14 protein-coding genes and 1 pseudogene are annotated in these 17,038 nt (G+C 40.5%); 7 read left to right on the top strand and 8 right to left on the bottom strand.

Features of this window, described 5'->3' with window-relative positions; translation table 11 throughout:
• Positions 1 to 174 precede the first annotated feature (174 nt).
• A complete protein-coding gene (locus AB5754_RS06655; protein ID WP_311832537.1) occupies positions 175 to 1,008 on the bottom strand; it encodes an NUDIX hydrolase in 834 nt (277 codons plus the stop codon).
• A gap of 71 nt (positions 1,009 to 1,079) precedes the next feature.
• Positions 1,080 to 1,382 carry a hypothetical protein gene (locus AB5754_RS06650; protein WP_368259519.1) on the bottom strand — a complete coding sequence of 101 codons (303 nt, stop codon included), beginning with the start codon at positions 1,380 to 1,382 and terminating at the stop codon, positions 1,080 to 1,082.
• A gap of 216 nt (positions 1,383 to 1,598) precedes the next feature.
• Between AB5754_RS06650 and metG the strand changes: the two genes are divergently transcribed.
• Entirely contained in the window at positions 1,599 to 3,653 is a 2,055-nt protein-coding gene (metG, locus tag AB5754_RS06645; protein WP_368251468.1) for a methionine--tRNA ligase, read from the top strand.
• 79 nt (positions 3,654 to 3,732) lie between these two features.
• Here metG and AB5754_RS06640 read toward each other — a convergent pair whose 3' ends face one another.
• Positions 3,733 to 5,481, bottom strand: a complete 1,749-nt coding sequence (locus AB5754_RS06640; RefSeq protein ID WP_368251464.1) for an ABC transporter ATP-binding protein — start codon at positions 5,479 to 5,481, stop codon at positions 3,733 to 3,735.
• A complete protein-coding gene (locus tag AB5754_RS06635) occupies positions 5,465 to 7,219 on the bottom strand; it encodes an ABC transporter ATP-binding protein (protein ID WP_368251465.1) in 1,755 nt (584 codons plus the stop codon). The genes AB5754_RS06640 and AB5754_RS06635 overlap by 17 nt, the downstream gene beginning before the upstream one ends.
• A gap of 611 nt (positions 7,220 to 7,830) precedes the next feature.
• Here AB5754_RS06635 and AB5754_RS06630 point away from each other — a divergent pair.
• On the top strand, positions 7,831 to 10,506 hold the full coding sequence (locus tag AB5754_RS06630) for a cation-translocating P-type ATPase (protein ID WP_311832542.1): 2,676 nt from the start codon (positions 7,831 to 7,833) through the stop codon (positions 10,504 to 10,506).
• Positions 10,507 to 10,620: 114 nt separating this feature from the next.
• The gene (locus tag AB5754_RS06625) at positions 10,621 to 11,052 is read left to right on the top strand and encodes a hypothetical protein (protein WP_368251466.1); all 432 of its coding nucleotides are present in this window, start codon (positions 10,621 to 10,623) and stop codon (positions 11,050 to 11,052) included.
• Between the two features lie 485 nt (positions 11,053 to 11,537).
• Here AB5754_RS06625 and AB5754_RS06620 read toward each other — a convergent pair whose 3' ends face one another.
• The 3 genes from AB5754_RS06620 to AB5754_RS06610 are packed head-to-tail and all read right to left on the bottom strand — an operon-like array spanning position 11,538 to position 13,104.
• Positions 11,538 to 11,699: a hypothetical protein gene (locus tag AB5754_RS06620; RefSeq protein ID WP_311832544.1), complete on the bottom strand. Its 162-nt coding sequence runs from the start codon at positions 11,697 to 11,699 to the stop codon at positions 11,538 to 11,540.
• Positions 11,700 to 11,717: 18 nt separating this feature from the next.
• Entirely contained in the window at positions 11,718 to 12,068 is a 351-nt protein-coding gene (locus AB5754_RS06615) for a hypothetical protein (protein WP_311832545.1), read from the bottom strand.
• A 13-nt stretch (positions 12,069 to 12,081) separates the two neighbouring features.
• On the bottom strand, positions 12,082 to 13,104 hold the full coding sequence (locus AB5754_RS06610) for a lactonase family protein (RefSeq protein ID WP_368251184.1): 1,023 nt from the start codon (positions 13,102 to 13,104) through the stop codon (positions 12,082 to 12,084).
• Positions 13,105 to 13,342: 238 nt separating this feature from the next.
• On the opposite strand from AB5754_RS06610, the gene AB5754_RS06605 reads away from it, so the two are divergent.
• Positions 13,343 to 14,509, top strand: coding sequence for an AI-2E family transporter (locus tag AB5754_RS06605; protein WP_368251183.1), 1,167 nt, complete (start codon positions 13,343 to 13,345; stop codon positions 14,507 to 14,509).
• 42 nt (positions 14,510 to 14,551) lie between these two features.
• On the opposite strand, the gene AB5754_RS06600 is transcribed toward AB5754_RS06605, so the two are convergent.
• Entirely contained in the window at positions 14,552 to 14,854 is a 303-nt protein-coding gene (locus AB5754_RS06600) for a rhodanese-like domain-containing protein (RefSeq protein ID WP_368251182.1), read from the bottom strand.
• Positions 14,855 to 15,285: 431 nt separating this feature from the next.
• Between AB5754_RS06600 and AB5754_RS06595 the strand changes: the two genes are divergently transcribed.
• The 3 genes and pseudogenes from AB5754_RS06595 to AB5754_RS06585 all read left to right on the top strand — a co-directional run.
• Positions 15,286 to 16,338, top strand: a complete 1,053-nt coding sequence (locus AB5754_RS06595; RefSeq protein ID WP_368251181.1) for an aromatic acid exporter family protein — start codon at positions 15,286 to 15,288, stop codon at positions 16,336 to 16,338.
• A gap of 88 nt (positions 16,339 to 16,426) precedes the next feature.
• Positions 16,427 to 16,780 carry a hypothetical protein gene (locus tag AB5754_RS06590; protein ID WP_368251180.1) on the top strand — a complete coding sequence of 118 codons (354 nt, stop codon included), beginning with the start codon at positions 16,427 to 16,429 and terminating at the stop codon, positions 16,778 to 16,780.
• A 159-nt stretch (positions 16,781 to 16,939) separates the two neighbouring features.
• Positions 16,940 to 17,038 (top strand): annotated as a pseudogene (locus tag AB5754_RS06585) (glyoxalase); the annotation flags it as partial.

Genomic DNA, 17,038 nt, shown 5'->3' with positions numbered 1-17,038 from the left:
GGGATCGCCTAGGGTATAGAAAAAGTCTTTTGATTTTTGTTTCTAGGAAGCCTGTCCACTAATTATAATAAACCATTATCTAGGCCGCGAATTTTCGCGGCTTTTTTCAATGAAATACTAAGAAGGTACCGTATCAAAAAAACGAGGCCAGCAATTAATAGGCTGACCTCTTTTTTAAGCTTGTTTTCCTTGTAAAACTTCTTCTTTTAACTGGTAAATTTTCGACGGGCGGCCAATGCCTAGCGGGCGCTCGCCGATTTCATCGAAGTATTGGAGCATAGCTTTTTTATAATTAGAATGGTCAATGGAACGAAAATCTACTCCCCAGAACTTCGCGAAAACTTTACGCGCTTCGGTAATGGTAAAGCTATCCCCTAAGACTTGTAAGACTAAAGGCTCGTGTTCCATTTTATTGGCTACTCGATTAAAAGCTTTTAAGATGAGTTTACTGTGGTCAAAGGCTAAGGTATCGTTGCCTGAGGAGTGACCACTCTTCAAATCTAAGATGATTTCTACCCCGCCGGAAGTGAGATACAGTTGATTGCCACGGCGTTCCATATTAAACCAACGGACTTCGTTGGCATCATCACCGGCAATTAACGGTTCTTCTCCAATGAAAGCCAAGTAACTCACAGTGACCACCCAGCCGCGAGGATCTCGATTCGGAGTGCTAAAGGTGTGAAGTTGTTCGATATTATGAGAAGCAATAGTGACGCCAGTTTCTTCTTTGGTTTCCCGTATGACACTGTCATCGGTGGACTCATTAGGATTTACAAAGCCTCCCGGTAGCGCCCAAGAATTGCGATAAGGATGGCTTTTACGTTGAATTAATAAAGTCTTCAACTGATCTTCTTCTTTGTTGTAACACATCAAAACCATATCCACGGTTAAGGAAGGTTTGGCGTATTCCGGATGATCTTGCCGGTGGTACCAATCCAAAAATTCGCCTTCAGTGGCGATTTGTTCGTAATAGATTTTCTCTTCTGTGCTAGAAGTAAATTCTTTCATAAATGGGCGGGCCTCCTGTCAATCACTGTAGTTATATTGTATCACGTTTCAAAACTTGATTTTATGGAAAATCAGCCGAATACAAAGGGGGTAATCAAATTAAAAAAGAAAAGCAATAAGTAAAAGGGTAGCGCTCGATTGGCTTTATCGGCAATGGCTCGAAGTCCACAACCAAAAATCAGCAAATAGAGCAGTAGTCGAAGAATTTGGAGAATCAGTAAAAAAGGACTCAACAAATCTTGAGTATTAAAATAAGCATAAATGAAAGGATAAAAACTGGCAAAGACCATCCGAATAAAGGTCAAGACGGTAACCAGTGCGATTAAATTGCGATGGCGTTTTGGCATGGCGGTCCCTAAAATAGGGAAGGTCACTTCCTTTTCTGTTTTGACAAGAAAATCTTTGTCTCGTCCTTTGATTATAGCATTTTTTTAAGTCTTGAGAGAAGCTATTCTGATTGAGAAAACTACTTACACGCTAAAAAGGGACTTAAGGGGGGATCAAAGAGGAAGAACAGATTGTATTTCCCCAGGTGAGCCTAGTAAAAGATGTTGTTAATCGCTGGATTATTTATGGTATACTACAAAAGAATGAGCAAAGTGTCGGATTATTTTCCGACCAATGAGGAGGAAGTACACGTGTCTGAAAAGAAAACATTTTACATCACGACACCAATCTATTATCCAAGTGGCAAGTTACATATTGGCAATTCTTATACCACGATTGCTTGTGATGCGGTTTCTCGTTACAAACGTTTAATGGGCTTTGACGTCTTCTATTTGACCGGAGTGGACGAACACGGCCAGAAGATTGAAAAGAAGGCAGAAGAGCTAGGTGTGGAACCTCAGGCTTACGTGGATCGCATGGCTGCCGACGTGCAAAAACTGTGGAAAACTTTGGACATCAGCTATGATAAATTCATTCGTACGACAGATGATTACCATAAAGCAGCCATCCAAAAAATCTTCCAACGGCTCTTGGATCAAGGGGATATTTATTTAGGAGAATATGAAGGCTGGTATTCGGTCTCCGATGAAGAATACTTTACAGAAACCCAATTGGCAGAAGTTTACAAAGATGAAAATGGCAAAGTCATCGGCGGGAAAGCGCCTAGTGGCCATGATGTAGAATTGGTGAAAGAAGAGTCTTATTTCTTTAGAATGAGCAAATACGCGGATCGCTTAGTAGCTTATTACGACGAACATCCTGAATTTATCCAACCAGAATCTCGCAAAAAAGAAATGATCAATAACTTTATCAAACCTGGTTTAGAAGACTTAGCGGTTTCTCGGACAACCTTTTCTTGGGGGATTCCTGTAAAAGCGAATCCGAAACACGTGGTTTACGTGTGGATTGATGCCTTAGCAAACTACATTACAGCATTAGGTTACGGCTCTGATGATGACAGCCTCTTTAAAAAATATTGGCCTGCTGATATTCATATGGTGGGCAAAGAAATCGTGCGTTTCCATACGATTTACTGGCCAATTATGTTAATGGCTTTGGATTTGCCATTGCCAAAACAAATCTACGGTCACGGCTGGTTAATGATGAAAGATGGCAAGATGAGTAAATCGAAAGGCAATGTGGTTTACCCAGAAATGCTGGTGGAACGCTATGGATTAGATGCTTTACGCTACTACTTGTTGCGGGCGGTACCTTTTGGCTCAGATGGTGTCTTTACTCCAGAAGACTTCGTATCCCGGGTGAATTACGACTTAGCTAATGACCTAGGTAACTTGTTAAACCGCACGATTGCGATGATCAATAAATACTGTGGTGGTGTGGTACCAGACTACAAGTCCAAAATCACTGCTTTTGATAGTGAGCTTTCAACTACAGCGGCAAATGTAGTCGGCCGTTACCACCAAGCCATGGATAAATTAGAATTCTCCACCGCCTTAAGCGAAATTTGGACCTTGGTTTCTCGGGCGAATAAATACATTGACGAAACCGAACCATGGATACTCGCAAAAGACGAAGAGAAAAAAGCTGAATTGGATTCTGTCATGGTTCATTTAGCTGAATCTTTGCGGATTGTGGCAATTTTATTGCAACCGATTATGACTCAAACACCAAAACGCATCTTTGAACAACTTGGTTTGGACAAGGAAAAAATGCAATTGGAAGACTTGCACTTCGGAGAATTCCCAAGTGGCACCCAAGTAGTGGCAAAAGGCACACCAATTTTCCCTCGTTTGGAAATGGAAGTAGAAGTCGACTACATCCAAAAGAAAATGAGTGAAGGTGCCGGCAATACGGAAGACACCGTGAAATGGAACCCGGAAGAAACCACATTGGTATCTGATAAAGGGGAAATCAAATACGATGACTTCGAAAAAATGGAACTAAAAGTGGCTGAAGTTATCGATTGTAAAAAAGTCAAAGGCGCAGACAAGCTCTTACAACTACGCCTGGCTTGCGGGGATGATCAAGACCGACAAATCCTATCGGGAATTGCAGAATATTATCCAGACCCTAGTGTCTTAATCGGCAAAAAAGTGGTCATCGTGGCGAATTTAAAACCGCGGAAACTTCGAGGCTTAATCAGCCAAGGGATGGTTTTGTCTGCTGAAGATGACAAAGGCCGCTTAGCAGTAGTTGAAGCACCAAAAGGAATGCCTAATGGGGCGATTATTGCGTAATCATTGAATATAAATATGAAAAAAACTCAACTTCCACTTAAGGAAGCTGAGTTTTTTTGAATTCATGAGTTGCGTTATTTTACAACTGCTCTGCTTGCATTTGATACATCTGCTGGTAAATGCCACCTTGTTTTAATAAGGATTCATGGGTGCCTCGTTCTTTAATTTGGCCTTTGTCTAAAACTAAAATTTGCTGAGCTTCTTTAATTGTAGAAAGGCGATGGGCAATCATAAAAGTGGTGCGGCCTTCTTGCAAAACCGCCATAGCTTTTTGGATGATGGCTTCGGTTTCTGTATCCACGTGGCTAGTGGCCTCATCGAGAATTAAAATCTTAGGATCAAAGACTAGCGCCCGGGCAAAACTAATCAATTGCCGTTCACCACTGGAAAATTCATTGCCTTTTTCTACCACGGGATGATGGATACCTTCTGGATAACGTTTGAGTAAATAGTCCGCCCCAACTTTTTTCAGCGCTGCCACTACTTCTTCGTCGCTGATCTTAGCTTGATTCATGGCAATGTTGCTGGCGATGGTTCCGGTGAAGAGATAGGGATCTTGTAAGACAATGGCCATATGTTGCCGCAGACTTTGGCGGTTGAAGTCTTTAATCACTTGGCCGTCAATGGTAATCTGTCCTACTTGAGGATCGTAAAAACGAAAAAGCAAGTTTAAAATACTAGATTTTCCAGATCCGGTGGGACCTACCAAGGCGATGGTTTCCCCAGGTGCAGCGGCAAAGGTGATTTGATGTAAAACTTCTTGATCAGGAAGATAGCCAAATGAGACGTGATCAAATGCCACAGCTCCATCGGTAATGGTAAGCTCGCTGCCACTTTGATCTTCAATCGGTTCATCGGCAAATTCAAAGATGCGCTGCCCTGCCGCCAAAGACTGCTGGATATTGGCAAAGATTTGAATCATGCCGTCAATGGGATCGAAAAGGCGGTTGATATAGTCGATAAAGACGTAGAGCAAACCGGCAGATAAAGCCATTTTGCCATCTAAAAACAAGGCAGACAGCGTAACAATCACGGCTAAAATCGTGCCATTACGCAAGACGTTGGCAAAACCCCAAGCCACAGCAGAGTCTAAAAAGACATATTTTTTGCCGGCGTTCTGCCATTTGGTAACCGTCGCTTTGAACTCGTCTAGAAGTTGTTTTTCTTTTTGAAAGGCCTGAATTACCGGCATTCCTTGAACAAATTCATTCAACTGACCGCTGATTTGAGAAGTGTATTCCCGAATATCTAAGTTGTAACGATTGGCGTATTTGGTATAAAACTTCTGCCACAAAAACAAAATCGGAATCAAGAGTAAAAGCCAACCGCCTAGATAAGGGTTCAACAAAGTGATGGCGATAAAAACGCCAATAATCGAGATTAAATTGCTGAGCATATTACTTAAGACGTTGACGTAAAAATTAGAGCGCAAGACTTCAGTATCATTGGTGATACGCGCGACGATTTTTCCAGCCGGAATTTGATCAAAGTAGGAAATAGGCAGCTGGTGCATGTGCCAAAAGAGATCATCACGCATTTCTTTTACAATCCGGTTAGCCATTTTACGTAAGTTCAAGATACTGATATAACGAAACAGGGAAGCAATCAAGTTAATGCCTAAATAAGCAGCTAGCAGCATCATCAACAATGAAAAATTCAATTGTCCAGTTTGAAAGGCCGGCGTCATCACATCATCCAAAGAGCGCTTGGCAAGCAGTGGGGTGCTAAGTTCCAAACAAGCAGCACTGACTAAGAGTGCGGTGCCGGCGATAAAAGTTTTTTTGTGATTTTTCAAATAACCGAAAAGACGTTTAATCGTTGGCAACAAGTTTATCGCCTCCTTTAATTTGTTGATGGAAATACTGCTCTTGATACCAACCAGGTTGGCTGATTAGTTCGTGGTGACGACCAGACTGGCTGATTTTACCTTCATCTAGAACAATAATATGATCTGCTTGGGTCACAGCTGATAGCCGGTGGGTGACGATGACTAGTGTGGGCTTTGTGACAAGAGTACCTAAGTTTTCGATAATCGCTTGCTCTGTGTTGGCATCTACGGCGGACAGTGCATCATCTAAAAGAAGGAGTTGGCTATTACGCAAGAAAGCTCGAGCTAGTGAGAGGCGTTGTTTTTGTCCTCCAGATAAAGAGACGCCTTTTTCGCCTACTAAAGTGTCTAATCCTTGGGGCATATTCTGCACATCTTTGGCAAAGCTTGCGGTTTTCAGGGCTTGCCACAGCTCTTCATCACCGGCTTTATCGTTACCAAATAAAAGATTTTCTCGAATGGAGCGGGAAAATAAGGTGTGCTCTTGAGGAACTTCTGCTAAGAGATTGCGTAAGTCTTGGGTTTTATAGCTGGTCAATTTTTGCCCGTTAACCAAAGGTACTTGGTGGGAATAGGGATAATAATGCCCAAACTGGCGTAACAGAGTAGTCTTACCACTCCCAGTTTTACCTACAATACCAATTACTGCTCCTTTGGGAATAGTCAAATGAATGTCTTGCAAAATTAGCCGTGAATTTTGCGGGTAATGGAAATTAAAGTGTTCAAAACGGAAATCTTGTAAGGTTATAAGCGGGGTCCTGCCGTCTTCTTCCATATCATCTGATGCTTGTAAGACTTCACTGATGCGCCGCCACGATGCAGCGCCTTGTTGCATGACATTGACTAAATCTCCGGCAGAAATCATCGGCCAAACAATCATTCCCAGATAAACTTGGAATGAAACCATGGCTCCTACAGTGATTTCTTTTTCTGCTACGAAAAAGGCCCCCACACCAAAGCTTAAAACAAAACTTGTGGCCAATAAAATCGTAATCAATGGCCCAAAGCGCGAGTCGATTTCTGACACTTCATTATTTTTTGCCAATGTCTCTGTAGTCTTTTGTTCAAATTGTTCTTTTGTGGCACCTTCTAGTCCAAAAGCTCGCACTACCCGGATACCGTCAATCATTTCTAAGACTTCGCTATTCATTTCTGAGACGGCATTTTGGGCTTTGGTGAACTTGGCATCCATTAAAGAACCCCATTTAAAAATAAAATAAGCTAAAAAGGGCATCGGTACTAAGGCTACTAAAGTCAATTTCCAAGAGACGGTAATAGCCATCATACCTAAAATAAAAGCTAAATAGACACTGGTGTTCAAAAAGACCATTAAACCGTAGCCGATGGTCATCCCCATCACTTGTACGTCATCATTAGCTCGGGTCATCAAATCCCCGGTACGAAAGCGATGGTAAAAAGGAGACCGCATTTTGAGAAAATGAGCCATAATTCTGCCCCGCAGCTGACTTTGCATATCGTAAGAACCGATAAAAAGAAAGTAATTCCAGACAAATTCCGTGATGTAAGCTGTGGCTATCGCTCCTAGAAAAAGTCCGCCGTAAAGAAACAGTGTGTGCCAAGTGAAGTCCGCTTCTAAAATTGCATCGATAAACAATCGCAGGAGATAAATCGGGGCCACATACATCCCGCTAGCTGCCAACATAAAGAGGACTACTACGGTATAGCGACCTTTGTGTTTGGTAAAATAGGACCATAAATAAGCAAAAATAGCATTCATCAATAGAACCTCATTTCAAAGAATAAGTAAGTAGTAAAAGACAAAAAGACTCCGCCCGACAAACGGGCAGAGTCGAAAAGGCAGTATGTGCCGTTGATTGCTCTAAATTATGCCAGCAATGTGTACCGACGTTTTTAGAGCGACCCCTCCAGGTTGTTAGGTAGAAAAAGCAATGGGAATGTGGTGGTTAAATCAAATGTTACAATACTCATAGCTGTTTCCTCCTTCCTGAATGGTTGTTTTGGCTATAGTAGACAAGGGTGCTTTACGAGATGAGTATACAGGTTTTTGTTATATAAAACAAGAATAATGGCAATTATTTGAATTTTTTTGCGAAATGGACATGTTTTTTGGCAAAAGTGTTTCATTTGGTTACAGAAAATTCTGGGGAAAAGATTGCTATCGGTGGCTTCCTCCTATATAATGGCAATTGTACTTATATGTTTTTCATAGGGGAGTAACTGGCAGCATGAGCTGTGGCAACATCACCATCCGAAAGCAATTTCTGGTGTTGCCTTAATTAGTGAGACTTATGTATGTTGTCTGCATACACAAGTCTATTTTTTTTATAAGGAAATAGGCGGTGTAGCAAGAAAGAAGGAGGAAGAATTTTGTCAGAAGAAACGAAGCAACAAATGCACAAAAACTTCTACGCTCAAACAGAAGCGGAAGTCGTGCAAGAGCTAGGCGCATCTATGGATGGTTTAACCACCAGTGAAGTGGAAAAACGCCTAGCCCAGTACGGTGCCAATGAACTGGAAGAGGGCAAGAAAAAATCATTAGCCCAAAAGTTTTTTGAGCAATTTAAAGACTTGATGATTCTTGTCTTGTTAGTGGCAGCAGTGATTTCTGCTGTGGTCAGTCATGAAGTAGTGGATGCAGCGATTATCCTAGCCGTGGTGATTATCAATGCGGTAATGGGGATCATCCAAGAATCAAAAGCGGAAGAAGCCATTGAAGCGTTGCGGGATATGTCCACACCAGATGCCAATGTTTTACGGGATGGTCATGCCAAGAAAGTGAAGAGTAACGAATTAGTTCCCGGAGACATCGTGTTATTAGAAGCCGGTGACGTGGTACCAGCCGATATGCGTTTGTTGGAAATCAGTTCTTTGAAAATTGAAGAAGCTGCGCTAACTGGTGAATCAGTGCCCGTTGAAAAAGAATTGGTTCTTTTAGAAGGCGATGAAGTTGGAATCGGCGACCGAATCAATATGGCCTTTTCCAATAGTAATGTGACATATGGTCGAGGCAAAGGTGTAGTTGTTAACACCGGGATGAATACCGAAGTTGGTAAAATCGCGGGTATGTTAGCGGCAGCTGATGAAACAGAAACACCATTGAAAAACAACTTGAACCAATTAGGGAAATTCTTAACCGCTGCGATTATCGTGATTGCGGTGGTCATGTTCTTTGTGGGAACCGTCTTAAACGATCGCAATTGGGCGGATATGCTTTTGACTTCCATTTCTTTAGCTGTTGCAGCGATTCCAGAAGGTTTGCCAGCAATCGTTACCATTATCTTAGCTCTAGGGACTCAAGTAATGGCGAAACGAAAAGCCGTTATTCGGAAATTGCCAGCAGTGGAAACATTGGGTTCAACAGATATTATCTGTTCCGATAAAACCGGGACTTTGACATTGAACCAAATGACCGTTGAAAAATTATATACTAATGACCGTCAATACAGTTCTTCTCAACATATTCCAGAAGACAACTTAGCTTTGAAGATTATGAATTTTGCCAACGATACGAAGATTGGTCAAAATGGGGAACTAATTGGGGACCCAACGGAAACAGCGTTAGTTGCTTTCGGGAATGACCAAGGCTTTAATGTAACGGATAAAGTGAAAACCGAACCACGGGTAGCTGAACTACCATTTGATTCTGATCGTAAATTGATGTCAACTATCCATAAAATGGATGATGGTCGTTACTTGGTTGCCGTTAAAGGGGCGCCCGATGTTTTAATCGGTCGTTGTAGCCAAATTCAAATCTTTGATGAAGTCAAAACATTGACCAATGAAGAAGAACAAAAAATTGCTACTAATAACAAAGATATGGCGAAACAAGCATTGCGAGTATTGGGGATGGCCTTCAAATATGTGGATGCTGTGCCAGAACAATTAGAATCTGAAATCGTAGAAAATGATTTAATTTTTGCTGGTTTAGTCGGCATGATTGACCCAGAACGTTCAGAAGCTGCTGATGCGGTACGAGTAGCTAAAGATGCAGGGATTCGTCCAATCATGATCACAGGGGATCACCGAGATACAGCAGAAGCCATTGCGGGACGTCTTGGGATTATCAAACCTGGTGATGATGCTGCAGTGTTAACGGGTGCGGAATTGAACCAAATGTCTGATGAAGAATTTGCCAAAAAAGTTACGAATTACTCCGTTTATGCTCGGGTTTCGCCAGAACATAAAGTACGGATTGTAAAAGCTTGGCAACAAGAAGGTAAAGTTGTTGCTATGACCGGTGATGGGGTCAATGACGCCCCTGCTTTGAAACAAGCCGATATCGGTGTCGGTATGGGGATTACTGGTACAGAAGTTTCTAAAGGCGCTTCTGATATGGTCTTAGCAGATGATAACTTTGCGACGATTGTAGTGGCTGTTGAAGAAGGACGTAAAGTCTTCTCTAATATTCAAAAAGCGGTGCAATACTTGCTAGCTGCTAACTTAGGGGAAGTTTTGACCTTGTTTATCGCTACGATGTTGAACTGGGATACATTGCTACCAATTCACTTGTTGTGGATTAACCTTGTAACCGATACGTTCCCAGCGATTGCTTTAGGGATGGAACCAGCTGAAAAAGACTTGATGGCTCACAAACCTCGGGGACGTAATTCCAACTTGTTCTCTGGTGGGGTCTTCAGTTCCATTATTTATCAAGGAATTTTGGAAGCTGCCACCGTACTTTTCGTTTACTGGTCAGCAATCCAATGGCCGGTTCACGCAACTTATGCTGAAATTCACAGCGATGCCTTAACGATGGCCTTTGCAACTCTAGGCTTGATGCAACTCTTCCATGCCTTTAATGTGAAGTCTGTTCACCAATCCTTGTTTAAAGTGGGACCATTCAAGAACCATGCCTTTAACTGGGCATTGCTTCTGTCCTTCTTCTTAATGATGATTATCATCATCGTTCCAGGCTTGAATGATATCTTCCGCGTAGCACATTTAGATTTATATCAATGGGCAATCGTAGTTGGTTCATCCTTTGCCATTATCCCAATCGTAGAAATCGTGAAATTGATTCAACGACAAATGGGCAGAGAATAATAGGTAAAACAAGAGACACTCGGCAGGTAAATTATCTGTCGGGTGTTTTTTCGACTTTTCTCTTCCAGTAAAAAAGGCTACAATAGAGCTATCAAGTAGAAAGTAGGAATAAATGTGAAACCAAATATAGGCTTTTATGTACAAAAAATCAATGACATTGTGAAAGACACTGAAGCAATCGGAGAAAAGATGAATCCAAACTACGAAGTGATTCGTCAAGCCATCGATGAAGATAAGCTGGCAACGTTAACTCCAGAAAACTTAGCCGAAACGAGAGAGATTTTTGAAGCGGGGACTGGTAAATACCGAGAAATGTTGAGCACTATCGGAGGTTTGCGCCCGCCAGCAAAAGTATTAGGAATCCACAAAAAGTTTGAACGAGCGTATGAGAACTATGTAGCTGGGTGTGAAGAAATGATCGCTAGTATTAAAGAGGACCAAGTGGATGTGCCAGCCTTTAATGCTGCAGAAAGCAAGCAAGACGAAGCGACTGAAGTAATCTCTTTTTCCATTCAACGGATGACCAATTTATTATTGGGGCGTTAAACAAGAGTTATCTAATTTAAACGTAATGTTATTTTTATGACGAACAGGTTGTTATTGGTTATTATATATTCATAACCAACAACAACCTTTTTATTTTTCATTTACTCCACTCGAGAGTAATACTCCTTTTCCACCGGGCCTAACCAACCCGGTGGTTTTTTTCTATATCAAGTTTTTCGGGTTGTTTAAATTATATTTATTCTAATATCGTGTTTTGTTAGCGGTTAAAACAAAAATGGTGAAATTTATTATTTAAGATTGGAAATTGCTTTCGTAAAATAAAAATAGAAAATAACGTTCAGGATGAATATTTTATATTTGATTTTGTTATAAAAACGATTTAGAAAATTTATATATGTTTTTTTATATATTGAAAGATGATATTTTTATCAATCTAAAAAAGCTCCCGCCTCTTTGTAGTAACCCCCAAAAGTTAGACCAAAAAATCTAGCTTTTGGAGGTCACTGCACTTGGCAGGAGCTTTTTTAATTTTCTACATTGCGCACATAGTCTTCAAAGTATTGCAAGAGATCTTGCTTTAACTTTTGATATTCTTCTTCTGTGAACTCTTTGTCTGGCAGGTTACCAGAAAAATTAGGGATTTTTAGTTCTTCTTTGAGACGTTTACGTACTTCGTCTTGATTCATCTGGGTAGCACCTTTCTTTTATAATTGATCAAAGGAGGCAGTGAGGGTTTCGTATTCTCCTTGCATTCGTTTCAAACAAGCTTCGAAACTTACAAAGTCATCGTCATCGTGGAATAGAATTTGCTTTAATTCAAAGTAAAATTCATCAAAAGCATTCACGAAATCAGCGACTTCCTTGGTTTGGAGGATTTCATTTTGGTCACAGCGCACATAGGCTTTTTCTGCCAGTGCATAGGCTTCTGCTGTAGTTAAAATTGCTAAATATTCGTTGTAGCGACGATTGGTCACCAAGTCATAACAAGACTGACATTTATTTAGCAAGTTGGAAAAATCTTTTAATAATAGTTCTACTGGTGTTTTGGAAAACATAGAATCACTCCTTTTAGGATAAGGGATACACACAGACGGCTTCTGGGGCAAAGATGTCCTTTTGCACTAAGGATAGTAAGCCGGTTTGGAAATCGCGGGTATAGAGAGTCAAATTATCGGAATTTTGATTGGCACAGAGGACAAATGCTTCCTCAGCAACAAAATGAAAGTCCCGTGGGAAGTCTCCTTCTGTAGAAATCCATTGTTTTTGAGTCAAATGAGTGCCATCTTGACTCGTTTCATAAACCACGATGGAGTTGTGCCCACGGTTAGAACCATAGACGAATTTACCATCTTTAGAGACACGAATAGCAGCTCCACCATTGGCTCCTTCAAAGTCTTGAGGCAAAGTAGATAGTTTTTGTAGTTGACTAAATTGACCATTTACAGCATCGTATTTTAAGACGGTGACGCTACTGTCTAATTCTCCAAAAAGATAGGCAATCTTACCGTTGGGATGAAAGGCTAAATGGCGCGGTCCGGTTCCGTCTTCAGCTACGTAAATGGCCACTTCGGTTAATTTACCATCAGCTGATACATCGTAAGTGTAGACGCGGTCAGTACCAAGATCGCAAACAGCTAGGCGGTTATCAGGCGTTAAGTCGGTATAGTGAACATGAGGTTTATCTTGGTTTTCGTTACTTCCACAAGGTTCGTCGTGGAAAACTTGCTGGGTTGCCGTAAGACTGCCATCCGCTTCAATGCGATAAACATTCACTTCTCCTTTATGATAATTGGCTCCGTAGACTAATTGTCGAGCTTCATCCACAGCTACATAACATAATGGGGCTCCGTCTTCGGTCACTGCGTTTAGGAAATGATTTTCTGAATCATAGGCACTACAGCCTCCTTGGCCTTCTACTGTGGTCACTGAGTACAAGTAGCCAGCTTGGCTTTTGGCTAAATAGGTCGGGCTGGTTTCAGGAACCAGTAGCTCTAAGTCGGTTAAGCTTTGTTTTTTTGTATCCAATTGGATTTGATAAATCCCTTGGCTTTTTCGGCGGGTATAAGTGCCTAATAAAATTGTTTCTTTCATGAGATCCTCCTTTTACTAGTGGTTCATTTTAGCTAGCATGTTGGCTAGTGTTAGGAATATTGTAACATATTATAGCTTTCCTGCCTGTCAAAAGTGGCGATTGTGCTATACTAAAAAGAAAGGAAGTACCCAGTTTTTGACGGTCGAAATGACTGATTGTAGGATTGTTTGTTACTAAGCTGGGAAGGGAGTAATTTCATGAGTAAAACCCAAATAACGAGTACAGGAGGTGGGCAAGATGGATGACAGACAGCGAAAGCGCAATTCCTGGTTTTGGCGTTGGTTTTTAAATAATCAAGTGGTGACAGCATTATTAATAGTCTTGCTAATTCTGTTGATTTTGATTGCCTTTACGAAAGTATCCTATCTTTTCGAGCCAATTTGGCAATTTACTGCGGTGGTGAGTTTGCCCATTGTGCTAGCTGGAATTTTTTATTACTTGCTAAATCCGGCAGTGGACTTCTTAGAAAAAAAAGGACTAAAGCGAGTCTATAGCATTATTTTGCTCTTTCTCATCGTAATTGGTTTGATTGTTTGGGGCGTGGTAGTTATCATTCCGCAAATTCAAGAGCAAACGATGAGCTTTGTCAATAATTTCCCTGATTATATGAATACTGTGGATCAAAAAGCGCGGGAAATTTTGCGAGAACCTATTTTTAACCAATTCCAAGAGCAAATTGACAATTATTCAGATAAGCTAATCGCCACATTAACCGATTTTATTCAAAATTTTTCCAAGTCTACCATTTCTAGTGTCGGAAAAATTGTCAGTGCAGTAGCCAATGTAGTGGTGGCTATTATGACGTTTCCTTTCATCTTGTTCTTCTTATTAAAAGATGGTCGACATCTGGCTCCTTATATGTCCCGAGTCTTACCGAATAAATGGCGTAAACCAACCCTTAAAGTAATTGCAGAAATGAATGAACAGGTTTCTTCTTATATTCGCGGTCAGCTAACCGTGGCCTTTGCAGTAGCGGTGATTTTTATCATTGGCTTTTCCATTATTGGGTTAGACTATGCGGTGACTTTGGGAATTGTAGCTGGAGTTTTAAATATGATTCCGTATTTAGGTTCTTTTTTAGCTATGATTCCAGCCTTGTTTTTGGGGATTGTAGCAGGACCGATGATGTTAGTAAAAGTAATTGTCGTCTTTGTTATTGAACAAACGATCGAAGGACGAGTGGTTTCTCCTTTAGTTTTAGGGAGTCAGCTGTCCATTCATCCGGTGACTATTTTACTGGTGTTGTTGACTTCGGGAAAACTCTTTGGTCTACTAGGAGTGGTTTTTGGGATTCCTGTCTATGCCGCGGGGAAAGTCTTGTTGACCCATGTGTTTAATTGGTATAAAAGAGAATCTCGGCATTATTATGACGAGGACGACCCAGAACATCTAGATACAGAGTAAATAAAATAGAGGTTCGGCAAATTTGCCGAACCTCTATTTTATTTATGCAACGTGTAAAAATGCTTGACGATATGCTCGCATACCACCGATTACGTGGACTGCATTGTAGCCGTGAGCAGTTAAGAAATTAGCTAAAATTTCAGAACGACGTCCGGAATGACTCAAGACGAAGTATGTTTTAGTTTTGTCTAGTTCGTTAAAGCGATTCGGTACGCTAGTGGCAGGCATGGAAAGAGCGTTGTCTAGATGGAACTCATGAAAGGAAGTTTGATCTCGAGTATCTAAAATAACAACTGAATCATCTTGGAAGTGATTGGCAAAATCTTGTACAGAAATTGAAGACATTTTATATTCCAACTTTCTTAATTGATGTTGTCAGAATTTTAGGCTATATCGGAAAAATTTTCAAGGTATTTGGCTATTTCTAAAATTAGTATTAATTTCTAACGGGAGGAATAACGTTTCTGGAGATTGCCATAGTTGTTTTAACCTTGATAAGTTTATATTTCTTGTATTTTGCCATTATGAGAAGAAAACTCGTTTTAAAGCGTTATTATATAACGAATAAGAGGTTTTCAGGATGGATTTAAGTTCTGTGGTGTTTATATTCGTCTATGCGTCTGTTTTTTAAGGAAGTGTGGCAGGAGTTGCTTTTCTTTAGATTTTAGATTGCTAAAAGTTAGAAAGCGTTTTAATAAAAATCTTTTACCTGTATTGAATTTCGAGTACACTTAAATAAGGAAGTGTCACTTAGAAGCTAAGAATGGAGGGTTAGGATGTTACAGCGTTTTACGATGAGTAATCATTTGCTTTACGCATTGAAAATTGGAATTGGCAGTGGCTTGTCGATTTATCTTGCAGAAATGCTACAACTGGAACATGCATCATCTGCCGGAATCATCACTTTGTTGACGATTGCTTCTACTAAATCCGAGACATTACGACTAGGCTTAAACCGGTTGGTCACCTTTATAGCTACAGCAGCTTTGTGTTGGCTGTTAAACACGATCATTGAACCAGAATGGATTGCCTATGGAGTGGTGATGGTGTTAGTAACTTGTTTTTTGAGTATGGGAAATTTATTGGCAACATTATCAGTGAATGCGGTTGTTGTCAGTCATTTATTGCGGGCTCCGGCTCAAAAAATTACTTTGGAAGTTTTGTTTAATGAATTTTTGTTACTGTTGATTGGTTTATTGATTGCTGTAGTTATTAATCATTTCCAAAATTATGAAAGTCAAAAGAAGTATTTGGAAAATGGCATTTGGCAAACGGATCAAGCACTCCAAAGAATTTTCCAAAAGTTATCGGCTTATTTGAAAGATCCCGCGTTAAACAATCAAGTTTGGGAGGACATCATCCAACTGGAAAAAGACATCTTGAAATATACTGGGGTTGCTTTCCAATATCAACAAAATCGGTTGCCACAAAAGGATCATTACTTTGTAGATTATTTTGAAATGCGTCTGCAACAGAGCAGTGTGCTCCACAATCTCCACTATGAGATGAAAAAGATACGAGTATTTCAAAGTGATTCACAAATTGTAGCGACTTTTTTAGATTCTATTAGCGAGCAATTGCCAGATATGCACTCTCCCAAAAGCCAATTGGTTTCTTTGGAGGAGTTGATCCAGCAAATTCAAGAAGAAAATCTTCCGAGCACTCGTGAAGAATTTTTAAGTAAGGCCCGGCTCTATCATATTTTGATGGATTTTGAGGAATTCCTGAAGTTTAAAGCCCGCTTTGTTGCGGGGTTACCTGTCCAAAAACACGAAAATTGGCGTTTTTTACCTATCTCAGAAATTAAAAAGGAGCGGCCTAATAATTAGGTCGTTTTTTATAGTAGTCTTTGTTTGCTCCTTTGTCATTTCTCTAGGACAATGTAAGTAATAAAAAAGTTTTATGAGGTGAAAGACAATGGAAGAGTTTCGTAAAATTTATAGTACTTCTCAGCAGTTTTTATTACTCCAAGCCTATGTGGATGAGGTTTTGACTGAAGCGCAGTTGTTGAATTTTATGCTTCTAGAAGATAGCGAGCACCGTCCCCTTGTTTTTTATCAACAAGGTTTGTTAGCCATCCGGCCTGCTTTTGATTTGGATCAATTTACTCATATTTTGATTCCAAAAGATGAATTGCAATTGTCTACAGCAGGTCAGCACTTAGTCGCGACTTCTAAGCGAGGTCGGTGGGAAGTGGCTTTTGAAAATGAAAGGGAAGCAGCACAAGTTGTCCAAGAGGTGCGCTATGTCTTTCAAACAGCTGAAAGTTAACGGTTTTACTTGAGCTAGGTTGCTTGAAAACGGGATTTTTTCTTTTATTACCTATAATTTAGCTATAAAATGTGTCAAAAAGTATTTAAAAAGAGGTTTTCAATTGCCGAAACCAGCTTTTCTCAGTAGAATAGGTTTGGGAAGAGGAGCGTGACGCATGTGAATTTTAGGTTAGGGGAGCAGACCCGAATTGAAACCGTAGCGATTCGAGTAAAGGACCGGGACGCCATGATTGCCTTTTATCGGGATATTATCGGC

The sequence above is a fragment of the Enterococcus sp. 2201sp1_2201st1_C11_2201SCRN_220225 genome, assembly GCF_040925905.1.
In the GTDB taxonomy this organism is placed as follows: Bacteria; Bacillota; Bacilli; order Lactobacillales; family Enterococcaceae; genus Enterococcus_C; species Enterococcus_C asini_A.
This window is presented reverse-complemented; position numbering and strand designations above follow the sequence as displayed.